Origin of the sequence: Actinomadura physcomitrii, from assembly GCF_008923205.2 — a bacterium.
Classification (GTDB): domain Bacteria; phylum Actinomycetota; class Actinomycetes; order Streptosporangiales; family Streptosporangiaceae; genus Spirillospora; species Spirillospora physcomitrii.
The window spans coordinates 148,870-166,683 of the sequence record NZ_WBMS02000018.1 but is presented as its reverse complement, the minus strand read 5'-3'; the positions used below and the strand labels follow the sequence as shown (position 1 = coordinate 166,683).

The following is a 17,814-nucleotide window of genomic DNA, read 5'->3' as shown; positions in this document are numbered from 1 at the left end:
ACGAGGAGAGACTGTCCGCGAGCGTTGGGGGGATCGCGTGACCATGACAGTGACCGTGGAGGAAGTAGCCGACGGACGCCAAATCGTCCATTACGACGGCCAGGCGTTCGAGCTGACGACTTCACCGGGTATGGTGATCTGTCCCGGTGGCACTGGCACGGCGATACACCACCGCAAGGACTGTGGGCACCTGACCGAAGACGATGAGGCACAAAGGACTTATTCCGATCCGGAGGGTGACCTGTGGCGCCGCATCATCGAGTCCGCGCCCCGAGACGACTCTGAAGGGCGTCGTGCCTTCGCTGCCAAGGTAGAGCTGCGCAACGGCAAGGGTGACCTGGTCTCGCAGGTCTGTCGAACCTGTACGCTCATCCCTCTTTCCACGGCGCACGGAGTCCGCGTGCCACCCAAACCGCTGTCTGCAGCACTCGCCGAGTTCGATCGCGGGGCCTGTGCTGAACGGATCGCGGCGGTAAAAGAGCAGATCGCCCAGGTCGTCCATGACTTCCCGTTGGATTCGTGGCCGTCGATGCCGCTTGAGCGATACGCCCTCGGAACTTCCAGCTCGAAGGACTCCTTCTGCTACCGGATGGAGTTCGGCACCCCGAACTTGTGCAGCATGAAGGGCGGGAACGCCGGCAAACACCTCATCTATTGGCGCAGAGGTGATGAGACCTGGTATTTCGGCTCGGGGTACGACAACAAGCAGGACGCCTGGGATGCGGTCCGGGCAGGTTTCGCGGAGGCGTTCGGCCACGCCGCGGAGGGCCGGCTCACCGACATCGACACCATCACCGCGCTCCGCTCGGGCCCGGCGCTCACGGCCAAGGCCATCTCGGTCTACTTCCCGGACACGATCCTCCCGATCAGCAGCCGCGATCACGTCCGGGCCTTCATCTTTCACCTGTCCGGAACCGCCGCCACGTCTTTGGAGGCGTTCGCCGCGCACGAGCGACTGAAGGAACTCATCGACGCGGACGAGCGCTTCGCCGGATGGCACCCGTACGAGGTCGCGATGTTCCTGTACGGATGGGCCGACCCGCGTCCGGTCACGAGAACGATTCTCAAGATCGCTCCCGGGGAGCAAGCTCGGTTCTGGGACGACTGCCGGACGGGCGGATACATCTGCGTCGGCTGGGACGACGTCGGGGATCTGACCGACTTCGTCTCCCCGGACGACTACCGCACGGCGTTCGAAGACGCCTACAGCGACGAGTACAAGGGCAACAGAAGCAAGATCTCCGCCAAGGCCAACGAGTTGTGGCGACTGATGGACCTCCAGCCAGGGGATCTCGTGGTGGCCAACAAGGGTGTCAAGGAGGTCCTCGGTGTCGGCACGGTCACTCAGGAAGGCTACAAGTGGCGTCCTGACCGTCCGGAGTTCCGGCACACCGTCTCGGTCGAATGGGACACCGGCTACGCACAGACACTCGCCGAACCCAAGACCTCCTGGGGGACCGTCACCGTCGCCACTGTCCCCGCGGATCTCTGGCGGGCCTTGAAGGAAGGTCGGTCACAGGACGCGACGACCCCGACGCCGACCGTCGACTCGGTCGAGTCGTCGCTAGAGCAGATCGCCGACCTGCTCACCCGCAAAGGCCAGGTCGTCCTCTACGGTCCACCGGGAACCGGGAAGACCTACCACAGCCTGCGTTTCGCCCTGTGGTGGCTCGCCACTCGCCTGCCCGACCTGAAGCTCGACCCGGTGGCCCCTTACGGATCAGCCGCCTTCCGGCGCGCGCTGGACGCCCTTTCGGAGGCGGGGCATCTCACCCAGGTGACCTTCCATCCCGCGTACGGGTACGAGGACTTCATCGAGGGGTTCCGGCCTGCGGAAGCCCCAGACGGCGGGCTGAAGCTCGTGCTGCGGGACGGGGTGTTCACAAGGGTCTGTGAAACGGCCGCCGCCAACCCCGACCGCCCTTACCTCCTGCTGATCGACGAGATCAACCGCGGTGATGTGCCCAAGATCCTGGGCGAGCTGATCACACTGCTCGAGCCGGACAAGCGCGGGATCCACGTCACGCTCCCGTCGGGACGGCGCTTCGCGGTCCCGCGCAACGTCAGCATTCTAGGGACGATGAACACCGCGGACCGTAGCATCCGGCTCCTGGATTCCGCGCTGCGCCGCCGGTTCGCCTTCCATGAGCTCCTCCCCGACGCCAGCCTCCTGGACGGCTACAAGGTCGACGACCTGGACCTCGGCCTGCTGCTGCGCGAGCTCAACCGCCGCGTCGTCGCCGAACTCGGACGGGAACGGCAGATCGGGCACTCCTTCTTCATGCCCGGCGGCGACCGCATCGACAATACGGCCGACCTCGCGGCCGTGGTCCGCAACGAGGTGCTGCCGCTGCTGCAGGAGTACGCCTACGACGACTACTCCAAGCTCACCCGCTTTCTGGGCGCCACGATCGTCGACGTCCACGAGCACACCGCGGCTGGGCTCGGCGACGACGCGCTCGTGAAAGCACTCACCGCCGAACTGGACGCCACCGCGTGACATCCGTCGACGTCGACGAGTACGCCAAGCGGCGGATCCCTGGCCTGAATCCGAGCGCCGCGGACCTCGAGGCGGCCGACTCGGAGATCCTGGCCAAGCGGATCAAACTGCACTGGCTCCGTGACGGCACCCTCTCCATTGAGGCAGGGCCTCATATCGGCGTCGTCAACCTCGACTGCGCCTCCATCCGTGTCGTGCCCAAGCTCGTCGGTTCGGAACTCGGCGTCCTGCAGATGCTCGACTACGTCGCCGGGATCGATTCCCTGCACGACATCGGACGCCTCCAAGAACTCGGGACCGGCCTGAACCTGCGTGACCTGGTCTGCCTGCTCCTGAACAGGGAATGCGGCAGGCTCCTCCGCCATGGCCTGCGCCTCGACTACGTGCGACACGAGGAGGCTCTCCCGGTCGTCCGCGGGCGCCTAATGGTGGATCGGCAGGTCACACGCCGCTTCGGACTCCTGGACCGGCTGGAGTGCCGCTACGACGAACGCAGCGGCGACATCGATGACAACCGGCTGTGCGCCGCCGCACTCCAACTCGCCGCTCGCACCGCCCAAGCACACCACATCCGGGACGAAGCCCACCGCCTCGCCACTGACTTCGCAACCCAGTGCACCACCGCCGGCTTCGACGCCCGAGCGGCCACCGAGCGCCTCACTTACCACCGCGCCAACGAGCACTACCGCCACGCACACCGCTGGGCTCGGATGCTGGTGGGAGGGACCGCGTTCTCGGATCTCTACACCGGCTCCGGTACCGCCGCCCCGGCCTTCATGATCAACATGAATGTCCTGTTCGAGGATTTCGTCACCCGCCTGCTCTACGACGCCCTCGCGGGCACCGACGTCCGCGTGCGACCCCAAGAATCCTTGCTCAGAGCCATCCGCACGAGCAGCGGCCATCGCTACACCACGATCACCCCCGACATCCAGCTCATCCGCGGCCAGGGAGCCACTGCGTGGCGCTGCTCCATTGACGCCAAGTACAAGCTCTACGCCGACAAGCGAATCGGGACCGCGGATCTGTTCCAGAACTTCGTTTACGCCCATGTGCTCAGCAGGTCGGTCGATGCTGTCCCGCCGACTGCCTACATCCTGTATGCCAGTGACCGTGACCGCCCCCACGAAACCATCACGCTCCACCGCCAGGACGGGCCGACCGCACATATCACCGCCATCGCGGTCAACATACCGTCCTGCATCAACTCCATCGCTGCCGGTGAGTCTCCAGTACTGCTCGCCGAACTACGTCAAATGATTCTGAACGGAGCGGAGTTCGGAAACTGCTGATTCCCGCTGATGCCTTGGAGGCCTATTCATTACCCTCGTGCCGCGGGCAGGACGAGTGCCGCGGTCGAGATCAGCGGTGGCTTGGCGGACATCAGTGCCTGCTGGTCGATCAAGTCCAGGCGTGCACGGAGCCGGTGGTCGAGTTCGACAGCCTTGCGGCGAAGGCTTTCGGACGATTCCTTGGGCTTTTCGCCGAGGAGTTCCTTCTTACTCGCGACTCTGGCATCGAACATGAGCCGGTCCCGTTCGCCTGCAAGTCGGTCGGTGACGAGTTCGCGGGTCCTGGCGAGCTCCGTCGACCGTCGCGAGCGGACCTGGGCGAGGTAGTCGGGCAACCGGTGCGAGATGATCCAGCTCGTGGCTCTGTCCTCGGCGTCCGCCAGCCATGGCAGTGCCTTCGCCGCGGTCACTTCCGGGGTATCGGGGGCCGCGGCAAGGGCGAGGTGCGGTGCCGGCTCAGCGGGTGTGACGGTGCCGAGGCTGTCGACATAGGCATAGCCGAAGCGGCGGGCGATGGTCGCGCCGGTGGCGTCGGCCACCTCCTCGATGACGCCGACGAGAAGGTGCGGTTGTGTCAGTGTCGGGGAGACCAGGACGGTGCCGGCGTTGAGGGCGCCGCCGAACCGCCTGAGGGTTTCGTCCATGACGGCGTCGTGGAGCGGGTGCCCGGGGGCGAGTAGTTCCGCGTGCCTCGGATCGTCGGACGGTACGTGGGCGAGATCGAAGGTGACCCGGCCATAGCGGGGGGCGATCGGGCCGTGCGTTCCGGCCCGGATGTGCGCGGGCACGTTGGTGATCTCGTAGTGGCCCCGTTCGCGTTGGACGATACGTCCTCCGAGCCGGGTGAACGCCGTCTTGAAGACGGTTTCGATGTCGTGAGACCGGAGACCGCGGGCATGGGCGTCGTTCATGGCGGCGTGCAGCGCGGCGAGGTCGGCCTCGGAGAAGCGCTGGGATGCCAGGGCCCGCTCCTCGAGCAGCTCTTTCAGCCCGTCGCCGACCGATTGATCGATGACCTTGTGCATCCTGGCCTTTACATCGGGGCGCTCGCCGTACTGGATGGCGTCCATGAGGAGGGTCCGGAGCGGGGTGCCGGTGAAGGCTTCGCCGAGGACGTCGAAGACCTTGCCGCCGTATGCCTTGCGCTGCTCCTCGATCTTGAGTAGGAGACGGGTGAAGACCTCGCCTTCGCGGGTGTTGGTGGCGACGAGGTTCCACAGGCGGCAGACCTCTTGCTGGCCGATGCGGTGGATGCGCCCGAAACGCTGCTCGATGCGGTTGGGATTCCAGGGCAGGTCGTAATTGACCATCAGGTGGGCGGCCTGGAGGTTCAGCCCTTCGCCGGCGGCGTCGGTGGCGACGAGGACCTGGCAGTCGGGGTTGTTGGTGAAGTCTTCGGTGATCTGGCGGCGCTCGCTCCGGCGTACGCCGCCGTGGATGGTCTTGACGGCATCGGGGCGGCCGATCAGCGAACTGATTCGCACCCTCAAGTAGTCGAGGGTGTCGCGGTGCTCGGTGAAGACGATGAGTTTTCGGGGCCTGCCGTTCGCGTCCGTGGTCAGCGCGTTGTCCCGGAGGATCGCGGACAGTTCGCTCCATTTGCGATCGGTGCCGAGATCGCGGACCTGCCCGGCGACCCTGGTCAGCTCGGCGAGTTCGAGTAGCTCGGCGTTGAGTTCATCGACCGTCTGCGCGACGGTGGCGGCGTCGAGAAGTTCGTCTTCGACCTGCTCGATCTCCGTGGCACTGAAGTCGTCGGCATCCAAGCCTTCCAGATCGATCGTCGGCTCGGTTTCCCTGTAGGTGCCGTTGAGGATCTCTTGCTTCTTGCGCTCCAGCCGTCTCGTTCTGCGTACGAGGCTCTTGTAGATGGCCTCGGGACTGGAAGCGAGGCGTCGCTGGAGCACCGTGAGCGCGAACCCGACGGTGTTCCTCCGTTTGCCGCCGATCCGCTCGGCTCGGTTCATGCCGTCGCGGACGTAGTCGGTGACCTGCTCGTAAAGGTCGTATTCCAGCCTGGTCAGCTCGTAGGGGACGGTCTCGGCGATCCGCTCGGGGAAGAGCCTTCTTCCTTCTAGGGTGAGCAGGTCCTCCTTGATCATCCGACGCATGATCCCGCTGGTGTCCGCGGTGACCTTGCTCCTGCCTTCGAACCTGTCCCGGTCCAGCAAGGTGAGGAAGAGCTGGAAGTCCTCCTCCTTGCCCGAGTGCGGGGTCGCGGTCATCAGCAGCAGGTGGCGGGTGACCTCACCGAGCGACTCGCCGAGCTGGAACCGCTTGGTCTTCTCCAGCTTGCCCCCGAAATAGTGGGCGCCCATGCGGTGCGCCTCGTCCACGATCACCAGATCCCACTCGGTCTCCCGGAGTTGGGTCTGGAGGCGCTCGTTGCGGGAGAGCTGGTCCATCCGCGCGATCAGCAGCGGATGGGTCTCGAAGACGTTGAAGTTGGCGTTGGCGTCGATGAGCTGGTTGGTCAGCAGGTCGAACCGGAGGCCGAACTTGAAGAACAGCTCGTCCTGCCACTGCTCGACCAGCCCGCCCGGCGCGACGATCAGGCATCGTGCCACGTCGTCGCGCAAGATCAGTTCCTTGACGTAGAGCCCGGCCATGATCGTCTTTCCGGCGCCGGGGTCGTCGGCGAGAAGGAACCGCAGCGGTGTGCGCGGCAGCAGTTCGCCGTACACCGCCTGGATCTGGTGCGGCAGCGGCCGCACGTCGCTGGTGGCGACCGCGATCATCGGGTCGAAGAGCCCCGCCAATGTGATGCGCTGAGCCTCTGCCGCCAGTTTGAATTCCGAAGCCGGGGCGTCGAAAGCGCGGCTGCCGGACTGCGCGATGCGGAGCTTGCCCTCGTCCTTGCGGAAGACCACCTGCTGCCCGAGAGAGCCCGCCGTCGTCTTGTAGGTCAACTCGAGCGCGTCGGTGCCATGCCACTGCACGGCAATGACGGTGAGCACCTCTGCGGGGATGAGTCCCTCGATACGCAGGCCCGGCTTGAGTCCCTCGAGCAGCACTGACGACCTCCTGATCCGCAGCGACCCCTCCCTTGCCAGGAAACCGACATGTCGGTTCCCGACGCCAGTGTCGGTGCTCGAGGCTAATCTTTGCAGCAACATCGACCGACCGTCAGGCCCATGGAACGACACGAACGACAGCAGCTGCGCAGCATCACCGACGAGGTCACCGGCTGGGTGCATCAGGCCCAGTCTGCGCTGGCGCACCGTGACGAGGTCGCGAGGGCGGCCGACGAGGCCGTCGATTCACTGCGCCGTGCCGTCGTCGCTCTGCGGCGGGACGGCACGGTCGACTGGGGCGCGCTGCCGTTGAGTCCCGGAGACGGCCGACTCCTGGGGCAGGTCGCGAGGCATGCGCGCCTGCCCTCCCTCGCGCCCGCCGAGGACCGCACGCTGAGGCATCTGACCACGCAGGTCGCCGGGTCGCTGCACGACGCCAGGTCGGCGATCGGTGCTCGGCGATTCCTCGTCGGCCGCGCAAAGCGCGACGCCGGCCATGCCGCCGCGCGGTTCGTCGCCGATTTTCGCGAGTGGGGAGTGTCGTCCGGAGTACCGCTGCTTCTGCACCGCCTGAACAGCCACGACGACAGGAGGTTCGAGGTCGGTGTCGCCGATGTCCTCAGCGACTGGGTCGGCTTCAGGACGCGGGTCGCCGATCTGGGACGGGCGGCGGAGGTCATCCCCAGCGCGGTCGTCGCCGACCTCCCGGCCTCGATCAGGACGATCGAGAAGGCGCTCCAGGACGAGGTCCGTTACCGTGCCGCCGCGGTGTCCGCCGGTCAGGCCGTGCGGAACTGCGAGGTCCGGCGAATGCTCGTCGAAATGCCGGTGGAGCGGCTCAAGGACGCCACTCGCGACCGGATCCGTATCGGGCCCCTGGCCGATGCGGGCATCGCCACCGTCCAGGCCGTTCTCGACCATGGGGCCAGGCTCGAACACCTGCCGGGAATCGGCGCGACGACGGCCACTCGGATGCGTGGCGCCGCCCAGACCCTGTGGCAGATGACCTACGACGAGATGCCGGTCCGCATCGATATCAAAAAACGCACCGCGGAAACCACCGAACTGCTCCGATGCCTCGGGGCATGGGACGCGATGCGCAAGACGAAAGGCGCCACGACCGACTTGGCGCTCGCCCAAGCGCTGGCGCCGCTCGCGCACGCCCTGAAGCGGGACGTGAGCCACCTCGTTGTGTTCGCTGTGGGCGCGCGCGTCTCGGAGTTCAAGGAGGCGGTCGAAGCGGTCCGCCGCCGTGCCCGGACCATCGACGGCGCGAGCGGGCCGGCCGCCTCCGGCGACCCCTGGGACGACTTCCTCAGCCGGCCCGCCGACTACTTCGCCATGCTCTCCGAGCTGGGCTTCCTGACCGAAGACGAGCAGAAGGCCCACGGCGACCTCCCCGACGACATCGTCGAAGCGGTCCGGCGGCTCCAACTCGACACCGAGTACCTGTCGGCATCGCTGCGCGGCTACCAGAGCTTCGGCGCGCGCTTCGCACTCGTGCAGCGCAAAGTGATCATCGGCGACGAGATGGGGTTGGGGAAGACCGTCGAGGCCCTGGCCGTCCTCGCTCATCTGCGCGCCAATGGTGACCACCACTCGGTGGTGGTCTGCCCGGCGGCCGTGGTGACCAACTGGGTCCGCGAGATCTCCTCCAAGTCCTCCCTTCGTCCTCACCGCGTGCACGGTCCGGGACGCGAGGCCGCGGCACGCAACTGGGTCCGCAGCGGCGGAATCGCCGTCACCACTTTCGAGACACTGGGCTGGTTCGAGGATCAGATACGCGCGGTGCAGGATCTGGGCTGCGCCGTCGTGGACGAGGCCCACTACATCAAGAATCCGACCGCGCTCCGGACCCGCCGGACGAGGCGGGTCCTGGACGCCGCGGACCGGGCGATCCTGCTCACCGGCACCCCGCTGGAGAACCGCATCGATGAGTTCCGCAACCTCGTGGGCTATCTGCGGCCGGACCTGATCGTGGACGCCGACGAGTTCGCACCTGGGCGCTTCCGGAGACAGGTGGCGCCGGCGTATCTGCGGCGCAACCAGGAGGACGTGCTGACGGAGCTGCCGGAACTCGTCGAGGTCGAGGAGTGGCTTCCGCTGTCTCGCGAAGACTTCCTTGCTTACCGGCGCGCCGTGGCAGACGGAAAGTTCATGGCGATGAGACAGGCCGCGATGCTGCAGGGCGCGAATTCCGAGAAGGTGCGGCGACTCGTCGAGATCGTCGAGGAGGCCGAGGACAACGGGCGCCGAGTGATCGTTTTCTCGCACTTCCGTGAGGTGCTCGATCACGTGGTCCGGGCTCTGCCCCGCAACGTGTTCGGGCCCCTTACCGGTTCGGTGCCCGCCGCGGCGAGGCAGGCCATCGTCGACCAGTTCTCCGCGGCCGGGGACGGTGCCGTGCTGGTCGCCCAGATCGTGGCCGGCGGCGTCGGCCTGAACATCCAGGCGGCCTCGGTGGTCGTCATCTGCGAGCCCCAGCTCAAGCCGACCACCGAATGGCAGGCCATCGCACGCGCCCATCGCATGGGACAGCTCGAATCCGTACAGGTTCACCGGCTCCTCTCCGAGGAGGGTGTCGACCTGCGGGTCACGGAGATCCTGGCCCGCAAGCGAGAGTTGTTCGAGGACTTCGCCCGCGTCAGCGAGACCGCGGACAGCGCGCCCGAGGCGTTCGACGTCTCCGAGGCCGAACTCACCCGTGAGGTGATCGCCGCCGAGCGGGAGCGCCTGTTCTCCCGAGACTCCGCGAACCCGCCTGCGGGTGAGGAAGCCGTCTGATCGTATTCGGCGAGTGGAGCGTCCCGCTGTGGCGCGAACGGCCGATTGGGACCAAGGGGGCTATTCGGCGGTTCGTACCGTAGTGATAGTGCTTATGGCGAGTACTCCGGTCGGGGGACCGATGAGGCTTCGGACGGCCAGCGCTGGCGCTCGAGCGTGGCAGGGGCCGGTTCGCTCGTTCGGGCCGGCTCGGGAGCTTCCGGCTGCCGGGGGCTGCGGCCTTCGCGGGCAGCTATACCGAACGGGCATGGTACGTCCGGCCCGTGACGTCGGGTCCGTCAGGCGGACGCGATGGAAATAATGATCTCGTATCTGAGAATGCTACTCTCGACAACGGAGATCGGCAAGGAGGTCAGGCCCGGTTCGGGTTCCACGGGTGCGGTGCCAGAGATCGGGCCGGCCAGACGCCGGACCTGATCAGCTGTGCGGTCTCCTCGCGGAGTACGTCGCCGACCTTGAAGGCGAAGGCTCGGGGAAGGTCCAGGCGGGCCGAGGCGGCCACGGCGAGGTGCTGGAGCAGGGCGGGCTCGACAAGAGGGGCGTAGCGGACCCGTTCGAGAGCGATCTCTCGGCTGCAGGCGGAGACCGGCAGCACCGTGCAGGCGGCCCCTCGCTCAACGAGGTCCAAGGTGACCTGCAGCGAGTCGGTGGCGATCCGGGGCCGGATACAGAGCTTGAGCCGCAGTGCGGCATTCTCGACCGTGCCGGCGATGCCGGTGGAGGACGCGGGCAGTACCAGCGGCAGGCCGGCCAGTTCGGCGAAGCCGACTGGCCGGCCCGGCTCCAGGCCGGACTGCGGGCCGCCGACGAGCACGAGTTCCTCGACCAGCAGGTCGCGTACGAACAGGCGCTCGTCGGAGACCTGGTTGATGACCGCCGTGTCGATGGCGCCGCGGAGCATGGCGTCGACGAGGGCGTCGGTGCCCGCGACCGTCACTTGGAAGTCGACCTTCGGGAACGCGCTTCCCAGGCCGGCCAGCAGCGGCGCGGACAGGACGGCGGCGACGGTCGGCGGCATGCCCAGGTGCAGTCCCCGTTCAATGCGGGCCAGGGGCGAGCCCGCGTACTGGACGGCAAGGTCGAGCTGGCGCAGCGGCCCGGCGATCGAGGCGCGCAGCCGCTCGCCGTCCTCGGTGAGGTCCACGCCGCGCCGGGTCCGGCGGAAGAGCACGACCCCCAGTTCCTCCTCCAGCAGCCGGATCTGGCGGCTCAGCGCCGGCTGGGCCACCTTGAGCACGGCCGCGGCCCGGGTGATCGAGCCCTCCTCCGCGATGCGCAAGAAGTACTTCAGGCGGTGCAGCTCCATCGCCGCACCGTAACACCTGACATGCCGACTCGGCATGACTGGCCGACGAAATCGATATTGGCTTTCGAGAAGTCGGCGGCCTAGCCTTACCGCAGTGATCGGGTCCTTAATACGGTGCCTGGCCGACCCGGGGTGCGCGGCCCGGCGCCGGCGGCGAGAGGAATTCTGAATGGAAACAGCTGATCAGGATTGGGCGCAGAAACTGGGCTTCGATCGGCTGCCTTATGACACCGTGGACAAACGCGTGGCCGATTTGTTGGATCTACGCGGCAAGAAGGCCGTCGTCACCGGCGCCGGCGGGGACGGCCTGGGTCAGGCGATCGCGAACCGGCTCGGCGGCTGCGGTGCGGACGTCGCGCTGGTGGGGCGGACGTTCGAGAAGGTGGAGCGCCGCGCCAAGGAGGTCACGGAGCGCTGGGGCGTTCAGGCGGTCCCCGTCAAGGCGGACATGTCCGACTGGGACCAGGTTCATCGGGCGGTGCGAGACAGCCGGGACGCGCTGGGCGGCCTGGACATCATGGTCAACAACCCGGTGATGGTCGCCGCCGGAGCGTTCGAGCGGCACACCAAGGAAGAGATCGACAGGACGGTGCTCGGCAGCCTGACCATGATGATGTACGGCGCGCATGCCGCGCTGGAGCATCTGCTGCCGCAGGGCGCGGGGAAGATCATCAACATCGGGGCGGTGGCGGGCCGGGTACAGCAGCACGGCCTGACCGTCTACGCGGCCTGCAAGGCGGGCGTGATCGGCTTCACCCGCAATCTCGCGCACGAGTTCGCCTCGCGGGGCGTCAACACGCTGGCGGTCGCACCGGGCATCATGCTCAAGGACGACATGCGGCGCTACCTGCTCGAACCGCGCAACGAGGGCGAGCGCGCGGGACGCGACTCCATCGCCGAATCGATCACCCAGCGGGTCCAGCTCGGCCGCGCCGCGCTGCCGGAGGAGGTCGCGAACGTGGTGGCCTTCCTGGCTTCTCCCGCCGCCGACTACATGTGCGGCCAGACCATCGACGTCGCCGGCGGGCAGTGGATGGGATGACCGATGCCGACCGCTGACGACCTGATGAGCGCGGCCGCCGCCGAGACCGGTCTGCGCGACTTCGGAGACGACTCCTTCCGGGACGGCCTCGAGATCCTGCTGCACTCACTGCGCAACGAGGCGAGGCTGAACTCCGCGGGGGAGAAGTTCTTCTACGACCGGATCGGCCGGTATCTGGGCCAGCGCCTGCAGGTCGAGGACTGGTATCGACGGCACCCCGAGATAGACGAGGTGCCGATCGTCGCGCCGCTGATCGGCCTGGGGCTGCCGCGCACCGGGTCGACCGCGTTGTCCCAGCTGCTGGCGCGGGATCCGGGCGTGCGATACCTGCGGCTGTGGGAATCGTCCCAGCCCTGCCCGCCGCCGTCGACGGTGGCCGGCCCCGATCCGCGCATCCCGGCCGGCCAGGGGGAGATGGTCGGGACCCGGCGTCACGCGCCCGTCGACAAGCACGGCCTGATGGAGTGCCACGAGTTGATGGCGCTGGATTTCAAGTCGCACATCTTCAACTCGTTCGCACAGGTCCCGACGTACTCCGCCTGGCTGGTCGCCGACGCCGACCTGACGTCGACGTTCGCCTATCAGCGGAAGGTGATGAAGCTGCTGCAGTGGGGGGAGCCCGCCCGGCCGTGGCGGTTGAAATGCCCCTCGCACGTGCTGTTCCTCACGGCCTTGGACAAGGCGTTCCCCGACGCGCGGTTCGTGATGACGCATCGCGATCCGACCGACGTCATCTTGTCGGTGGCCGAACTCTACGCGGACATCATCGGACGGTTCACCGACCACATCGACCACTCCTACATCGGTCGGCTCAACGTCGAGCAATGGACGCTGGGAATGGATCGCGTGGTGAGATTCCGCGCGGCCGGCGCGGACGACCGGTTCTACGACATCGACTTCCGTGCCATGCAGTCCGATCCGCTCGGCCAGGTGAGAGGCCTGTACGCCTGGCTGGGGGAGCCGGTGTCGGATGAGTTCGCACGCCGCATGGACGACTGGTGGACCGCCGCGGCGCAGGAGCGCGAGCCCGGCCGGAAGGCCGACCCCGCCGAGTTCGCGATCGACCTCGACCAAGTGCGGTCCGCGTTCGCGCAGTACGTCGTGTGCGCGGACCGCTGGACCGAGCGCTGATCCAGCGCCGACTGGAAAGGAATTCCCATGCCTGTGGATCTGACCGGCGGCATCGATCCCGCCCGCGAGTATGTGTTCGCGGAGCGTCCCGCGGACCCGGAGATGCGCGATTCGGTGAGTTTCTGGGTGTCCGACGACCGCGGCGAGGTCGGGCTGCCGCGTATCGGTGTCGAAGCGGTCGGCGCCAACTGGGACTCCCACGACATCCAGGTCAATGTGGCCTTCCCCGATGGGCGCGCGTACCGGTTGCGCGACACCTGCCCGGCCCTGCCGGCGGCCGGGCCCGAAGGCAGGCCCACGGTGCTGGGCGCCGGCGGGCTCGCCTTCCGGTGCGTCGAGCCGTTCGGTACCTGGACGATGACCTACCAGGGGAAGGCCGTGCGCACCTCGTCCGCGGATCTGGTCGCCGGCAGGACCGACGGCCCCCTGGTCGATGTCGCCTTCGAGGTCGAGGCGACGATGGCGGTCCCGCCGTGGGTGCAGGGCAGCCTGCGCACCGACGCCTCCGACGTGCTGAGGAACTCCGTCGAGGGCGATCTCATGGGCGGGCCCCGTTACGAGCAGCTGTTCCGCGCGTCCGGTTCGGTGACCGTGGACGCGGGCGGGCCGCAGCGGTTCACCGGCAGCGGATTGCGGATCCGCCGCCAGGGCGTGCGGCGCCTGACCGAGTTCCGGGGGCACTGCTGGCAGACGGCGGTGTTCCCCAGCGGGAAGGCGTTCGGCTACATGGCCTACCCGCCGCGCGATGACGGCAAGCCCACCTTCAACGAGGGTTTCGTCTTCCACGGCGATGGCGCCCTCATTCCCGCCCGAGTCCTGCGGGCCCCCTGGCTGACCCGCCTGCGGGCACTGGGAGAGGACGTCTCACTGGTGCTCGAGACCGCCGGCGGCGCGGTCTCGATCGAGGGCACGACGGTCGTCTCCACGCATGACGTCCACCACAGCGACGACACGTACGCGATGAAGGCGCTCAGGCAGGAGCAGGCCGACTTCCCGGCCGTCCACCAGGCCGGTGTGCGCTACCGGTGGGACGGTGAGGAGACCTTCGGAATGCTCGAAAGGTCCCATCCCCTCAGCAAGATCACCCAGTCGTAGGACGAATGGCGGGACGTCATGCGCGGATTGCGGGAGAAGACTTTCATCGTGGCCGGGGGAGCGACCGGTATCGGTGCGGCCACCGCTGAACGGCTGGCTTCGGAAAAGGCTTACGTGGCCGTGGGCGACATCAATCTCGCCGGGGCGGAGGCGACCGTCCAGCGGATAGCGAAGGCCGGTGGCCGGGCCATCGCGGTCGAGTTCGACCTGTCCGACGACACGTCGGTGAGGGGGCTGGTGGATCGGACGATAGCGGAATTCGGCGCGGTGCACGGGCTGCACAACGTCGGCGCGGACCTGTCGGCCGGCAATCTGGGGCGGGACGGGACCCTGCTGGAGACCGGGATGGACGTCTGGCGGCGCACCCTGGACGTCAACCTGCTCGGCTACGTCCGCACCACCCGCGCGGTGCTCCCGCATCTGCTGGAGCAGGGGGGCGGCAGCATCGTCAACACCTCCTCGGGAACCTCCCTGGGCGGAGACCCGTCTCGGGTGGCCTACGGCGTGTCGAAGGCCGCGATCAACCAGCTGACCCGCCACATCGCCATCAACTGGGGCAAGGACGGCATCCGATCCAACGGGGTCATGCCGGGGCTGGTCATGGGCGAGACCGTCAAGAGCCAGAACGATCTGGCGATGCAGGAGGCGTTCCTCGCCGCGGCCCGCACCACACGCCTGGGCGAGCCCCGCGACCTGGGGGCCGTCGTCGCCTTCCTGCTGTCGGACGAGGCCGAATGGATCAACGGTCAGATGTGGTTCATCGGCGGCGGAGCCCACCTGCGGCAGTGAGAGGAGGCACCGTGACGATCACGGGGTCCGAGGGCGTCGTCGGCCTGACGCACCTGCGCCGGCTGGAGGCGGAGAGCATCCAGATCATGCGGGAGGCGGTGGCCGAGAGCGAGCGACCGGTCATGCTCTACTCGTTGGGCAAGGACAGTTCCGTGCTGTTGCATCTGGCCCGCAAGGCCTTCTACCCTTCCCGGCCGCCGTTCCCGCTCTTGCACGTGGACACCACCTGGAAGTTCCAGGCCATGTACAGGTTCCGGGACCGGATCGCCGCGTCGGACGACCTCGAATTGATCGTGCACCGGAACCCGGAATGTGTGGCACGGGGTATCAACCCCTTCGATCACGGTTCGGCACTGCACACCGAGATGTGGAAGACCGAGGGCCTCAAGCAGGCCATCGACGAGCACCGGTTCGACCTGGCCTTCGGCGGAGCCCGCCGCGACGAGGAGAAGTCGCGGGCGAAGGAGCGTGTGTTCTCGCTCCGGTCCGCACAGCACCGCTGGGATCCGAAACGGCAGCGGCCGGAACTGTGGCGGCTCTACAACACCCGCAAACGCCCGGGAGAGAGCCTACGGGTGTTCCCGCTGTCGAACTGGACGGAGTTGGACGTCTGGCAGTACATCCATCTCGAACAGATCCCCATAGTCGAACTGTACTTGGCCGCGCCGCGCCCGGTGGTCGAGCGCGACGGCACGTTGATAATGGTCGACGACGAGCGAATGCGGCTGCATCCGGGGGAGAGACCGGTAGAGCGGACGGTGCGGTTCCGCACGCTCGGCTGCTATCCGCTGTCCGGCGCGGTGGAGAGCACCGCGACCACTCTTCCGGGCATCGTGCGGGAAATGCTGCTCGCGACCAGTTCCGAGCGTCAGGGCAGGATCATCGACCACGACGCGAGCGGCTCGATGGAGAAGAAGAAGCAAGAGGGGTACTTCTGATGGCGCGCACCGGGGACGATCTGGTCACCCTCGACATCGAGGAGTATCTGCGCCGCCACGAGCGCAAGTCGATGCTGCGGTTCATCACCTGCGGCAGCGTCGACGACGGCAAGTCGACGCTCATCGGGCGCCTGCTCTACGACTCGAAACTGGTGTTCTCCGACCATCTGGCGGAATTGGAGAAGGAGTCGAAGACCGTCGGGACGCAGGGCGGAGATCTCGACTTCGCCCTGCTGGTCGACGGCCTGGCCGCGGAACGCGAACAGGGCATCACCATCGACGTGGCCTACCGGTTCTTCTCCACCGAGCGGCGCAAGTTCATCGTGGCGGACACCCCCGGCCACGAGCAGTACACCCGCAATATGGTGACCGGCGCTTCGACCGCCGACCTCGCCGTGATCCTCGTCGACGCCCGGAAGGGCATGCTGACCCAGACCCGCCGCCATAGTTATCTCGTGTCGCTGCTGGGCATTCGCCACATCGTCCTGGCGGTGAACAAGCTCGATCTGCTGGACTACTCGCAGCGGCGATTCGACGAGATCGCGGAAGAGTACCGGCGCTTCGCCGAGACCATCGGGCTCGACGACGTCGTGTGCATTCCGATTTCGGCGCTACAAGGCGACAACATCCTGCGGAAAAGCGCGAAGACTCCCTGGTATTCAGGGCCGACGCTGGTCGGGCACCTGGAAACGGTGGGGATCGCCGACGAGCGCGACTCCGGCCCGTTCCGGCTGCCGGTGCAGTGGGTCAACCGCCCGAACCTCGACTTCCGAGGATTCTCCGGGCAGATCGCCGGCGGCACCGTCCGCCCCGGCGACCGGGTGCGCGTGCTGCCGTCGGGCCGCGAAAGCACGGTCGCCCGGATCGTCACGTCCGACGGAGATCTCGACACGGCCGTCGCCGACCAATCGGTGACCCTGGTTCTCACCGACGACATCGACGTCAGCCGGGGCGATGTCATCGCCGCCGCGGACGCCGCCCCCGGTACGGCGGACCAGTTCGAGGCGCAGCTGGTGTGGATGAGCGAGGAGAGGATGCTCCCGGGCCGCGCCTACCTCCTCAAATCCGCCACCTCGACCGCCATCGCCCAGCTGGCGGCGCCGAAGTACGCCGTCAACGTCAACACTCTGGACCGCACCGCCGCCCGCACCCTGGGGCTGAACGAGATCGGCGTGGTCAACCTGCGCCTTGACCGCGAGCTTCCGTTCGACCCGTACACCGAGAACCGTGACATGGGCGGCTTCATCATCATCGACCGGTTCACTCAGGACACCGTCGCGGCCGGCATGCTCAAGTTCGCACTGCGACGCGCTCAGAACGTCCACAAGCAGTCCCTCGACATCGACCGGCGGGCCCGGGCGGGCAGCAAGGGGCAGCGGCCGGCCGTGGTGTGGTTCACCGGCCTGTCGGGCGCGGGCAAGTCGACCATCGCCAATCTGGTCGAAAAGCGCCTTCATGACCAGGGGTTCCACACCTACCTGCTCGACGGCGACAACGTCCGGCACGGACTGAACGCCGACCTCGGCTTCACCGACGCCGACCGGGTCGAGAACATCCGCCGCGTGGTGGAGGTCGCATGGCTGCTCGCCGACGCCGGGCTGATCGTACTGGCCTCCTTCATCGCTCCCTTCCGGGCCGAACGTGCCCGCGCTCGCGAACGTATCGGCGCCGAGGAGTTCTTCGAGGTCCACGTCGACGCACCGCTCGAGGTGGTGGAGGCGCGGGACCGAAAAGGGCTGTACGCCAAGGCCCGCCGCGGAGAACTGGCCAATTTCACCGGCATCGACTCGCCCTACGAGCCGCCCGACGCCCCGGATGTGCACCTGGACGCCGGCGGTACGCACGCACCGGAGGAACTGGCCGATCAGGTGATCGAACGACTGCGCGAGGCGGGTGTGCTCCAACCCGCGGCCGACGTGTAGC

The 17,814-nt window shown here is 67.4% G+C and carries 11 protein-coding genes; 9 read left to right on the top strand and 2 right to left on the bottom strand.

Annotated elements, in window-relative coordinates; genetic code table 11:
• Window positions 1–49: 49 nt before the first annotated feature.
• Together F8568_RS23530 and F8568_RS23525 are read left to right on the top strand one after the other, a co-directional pair.
• Window positions 50–2,500, top strand: a complete 2,451-nt coding sequence (locus tag F8568_RS23530; protein ID WP_328600989.1) for an AAA family ATPase — start codon at window positions 50–52, stop codon at window positions 2,498–2,500.
• Window positions 2,497–3,792, top strand: coding sequence for an McrC family protein (locus tag F8568_RS23525; RefSeq protein ID WP_151595834.1), 1,296 nt, complete (start codon window positions 2,497–2,499; stop codon window positions 3,790–3,792). The genes F8568_RS23530 and F8568_RS23525 overlap by 4 nt, the downstream gene beginning before the upstream one ends.
• Before the next feature lie 29 nt (window positions 3,793–3,821).
• Here the strand turns inward: F8568_RS23525 and F8568_RS23520 are convergent, their stop codons facing one another.
• Window positions 3,822–6,806 (bottom strand): DEAD/DEAH box helicase, encoded by a 2,985-nt coding sequence (locus F8568_RS23520; RefSeq protein WP_151595833.1) that lies wholly within the window; start codon window positions 6,804–6,806, stop codon window positions 3,822–3,824.
• A 120-nt stretch (window positions 6,807–6,926) separates the two neighbouring features.
• On the opposite strand from F8568_RS23520, the gene F8568_RS23515 reads away from it, so the two are divergent.
• A complete protein-coding gene (locus F8568_RS23515; RefSeq protein WP_151595832.1) occupies window positions 6,927–9,590 on the top strand; it encodes a DEAD/DEAH box helicase in 2,664 nt (887 codons plus the stop codon).
• A gap of 352 nt (window positions 9,591–9,942) precedes the next feature.
• Here the strand turns inward: F8568_RS23515 and F8568_RS23510 are convergent, their stop codons facing one another.
• Complete coding sequence (locus F8568_RS23510) at window positions 9,943–10,896, bottom strand: LysR family transcriptional regulator (protein ID WP_151595831.1); 954 nt, start codon at window positions 10,894–10,896, stop codon at window positions 9,943–9,945.
• A gap of 244 nt (window positions 10,897–11,140) precedes the next feature.
• On the opposite strand from F8568_RS23510, the gene F8568_RS23505 reads away from it, so the two are divergent.
• The 6 genes from F8568_RS23505 to cysN are packed head-to-tail and all read left to right on the top strand — an operon-like array spanning window position 11,141 to window position 17,813.
• A complete protein-coding gene (locus F8568_RS23505) occupies window positions 11,141–11,938 on the top strand; it encodes an SDR family NAD(P)-dependent oxidoreductase (RefSeq protein ID WP_202125259.1) in 798 nt (265 codons plus the stop codon).
• A 3-nt stretch (window positions 11,939–11,941) separates the two neighbouring features.
• Window positions 11,942–13,069 (top strand): sulfotransferase family protein, encoded by a 1,128-nt coding sequence (locus F8568_RS23500; RefSeq protein WP_151595829.1) that lies wholly within the window; start codon window positions 11,942–11,944, stop codon window positions 13,067–13,069.
• Window positions 13,070–13,096: 27 nt separating this feature from the next.
• Window positions 13,097–14,164, top strand: coding sequence for a hypothetical protein (locus F8568_RS23495; protein ID WP_151595828.1), 1,068 nt, complete (start codon window positions 13,097–13,099; stop codon window positions 14,162–14,164).
• An 18-nt stretch (window positions 14,165–14,182) separates the two neighbouring features.
• Window positions 14,183–14,953 (top strand): SDR family NAD(P)-dependent oxidoreductase, encoded by a 771-nt coding sequence (locus F8568_RS23490; RefSeq protein ID WP_151595827.1) that lies wholly within the window; start codon window positions 14,183–14,185, stop codon window positions 14,951–14,953.
• An 11-nt stretch (window positions 14,954–14,964) separates the two neighbouring features.
• The gene (gene cysD, locus F8568_RS23485; RefSeq protein WP_328600988.1) at window positions 14,965–15,891 is read left to right on the top strand and encodes a sulfate adenylyltransferase subunit CysD; all 927 of its coding nucleotides are present in this window, start codon (window positions 14,965–14,967) and stop codon (window positions 15,889–15,891) included.
• Complete coding sequence (cysN, locus tag F8568_RS23480) at window positions 15,891–17,813, top strand: sulfate adenylyltransferase subunit CysN (protein WP_151595825.1); 1,923 nt, start codon at window positions 15,891–15,893, stop codon at window positions 17,811–17,813. The genes cysD and cysN overlap by 1 nt, the downstream gene beginning before the upstream one ends.
• Window position 17,814: the final 1 nt, after the last annotated feature.

Excerpts from the sequence above, each read along its gene's own strand:
- F8568_RS23515 (WP_151595832.1), top strand. The coding sequence starts at position 6,927 with ATGGAACGACACGAACGACAGCAGCTGCGCAGCATCACCGACGAGGTC.
- F8568_RS23510 (WP_151595831.1), bottom strand. The coding sequence starts at position 10,896 with ATGGAGCTGCACCGCCTGAAGTACTTCTTGCGCATCGCGGAGGAGGGC.
- F8568_RS23500 (WP_151595829.1), top strand. The coding sequence starts at position 11,942 with ATGCCGACCGCTGACGACCTGATGAGCGCGGCCGCCGCCGAGACCGGT.
- F8568_RS23495 (WP_151595828.1), top strand. The coding sequence starts at position 13,097 with ATGCCTGTGGATCTGACCGGCGGCATCGATCCCGCCCGCGAGTATGTG.
- F8568_RS23490 (WP_151595827.1), top strand. The coding sequence starts at position 14,183 with ATGCGCGGATTGCGGGAGAAGACTTTCATCGTGGCCGGGGGAGCGACC.
- cysN (WP_151595825.1), top strand. The coding sequence starts at position 15,891 with ATGGCGCGCACCGGGGACGATCTGGTCACCCTCGACATCGAGGAGTAT.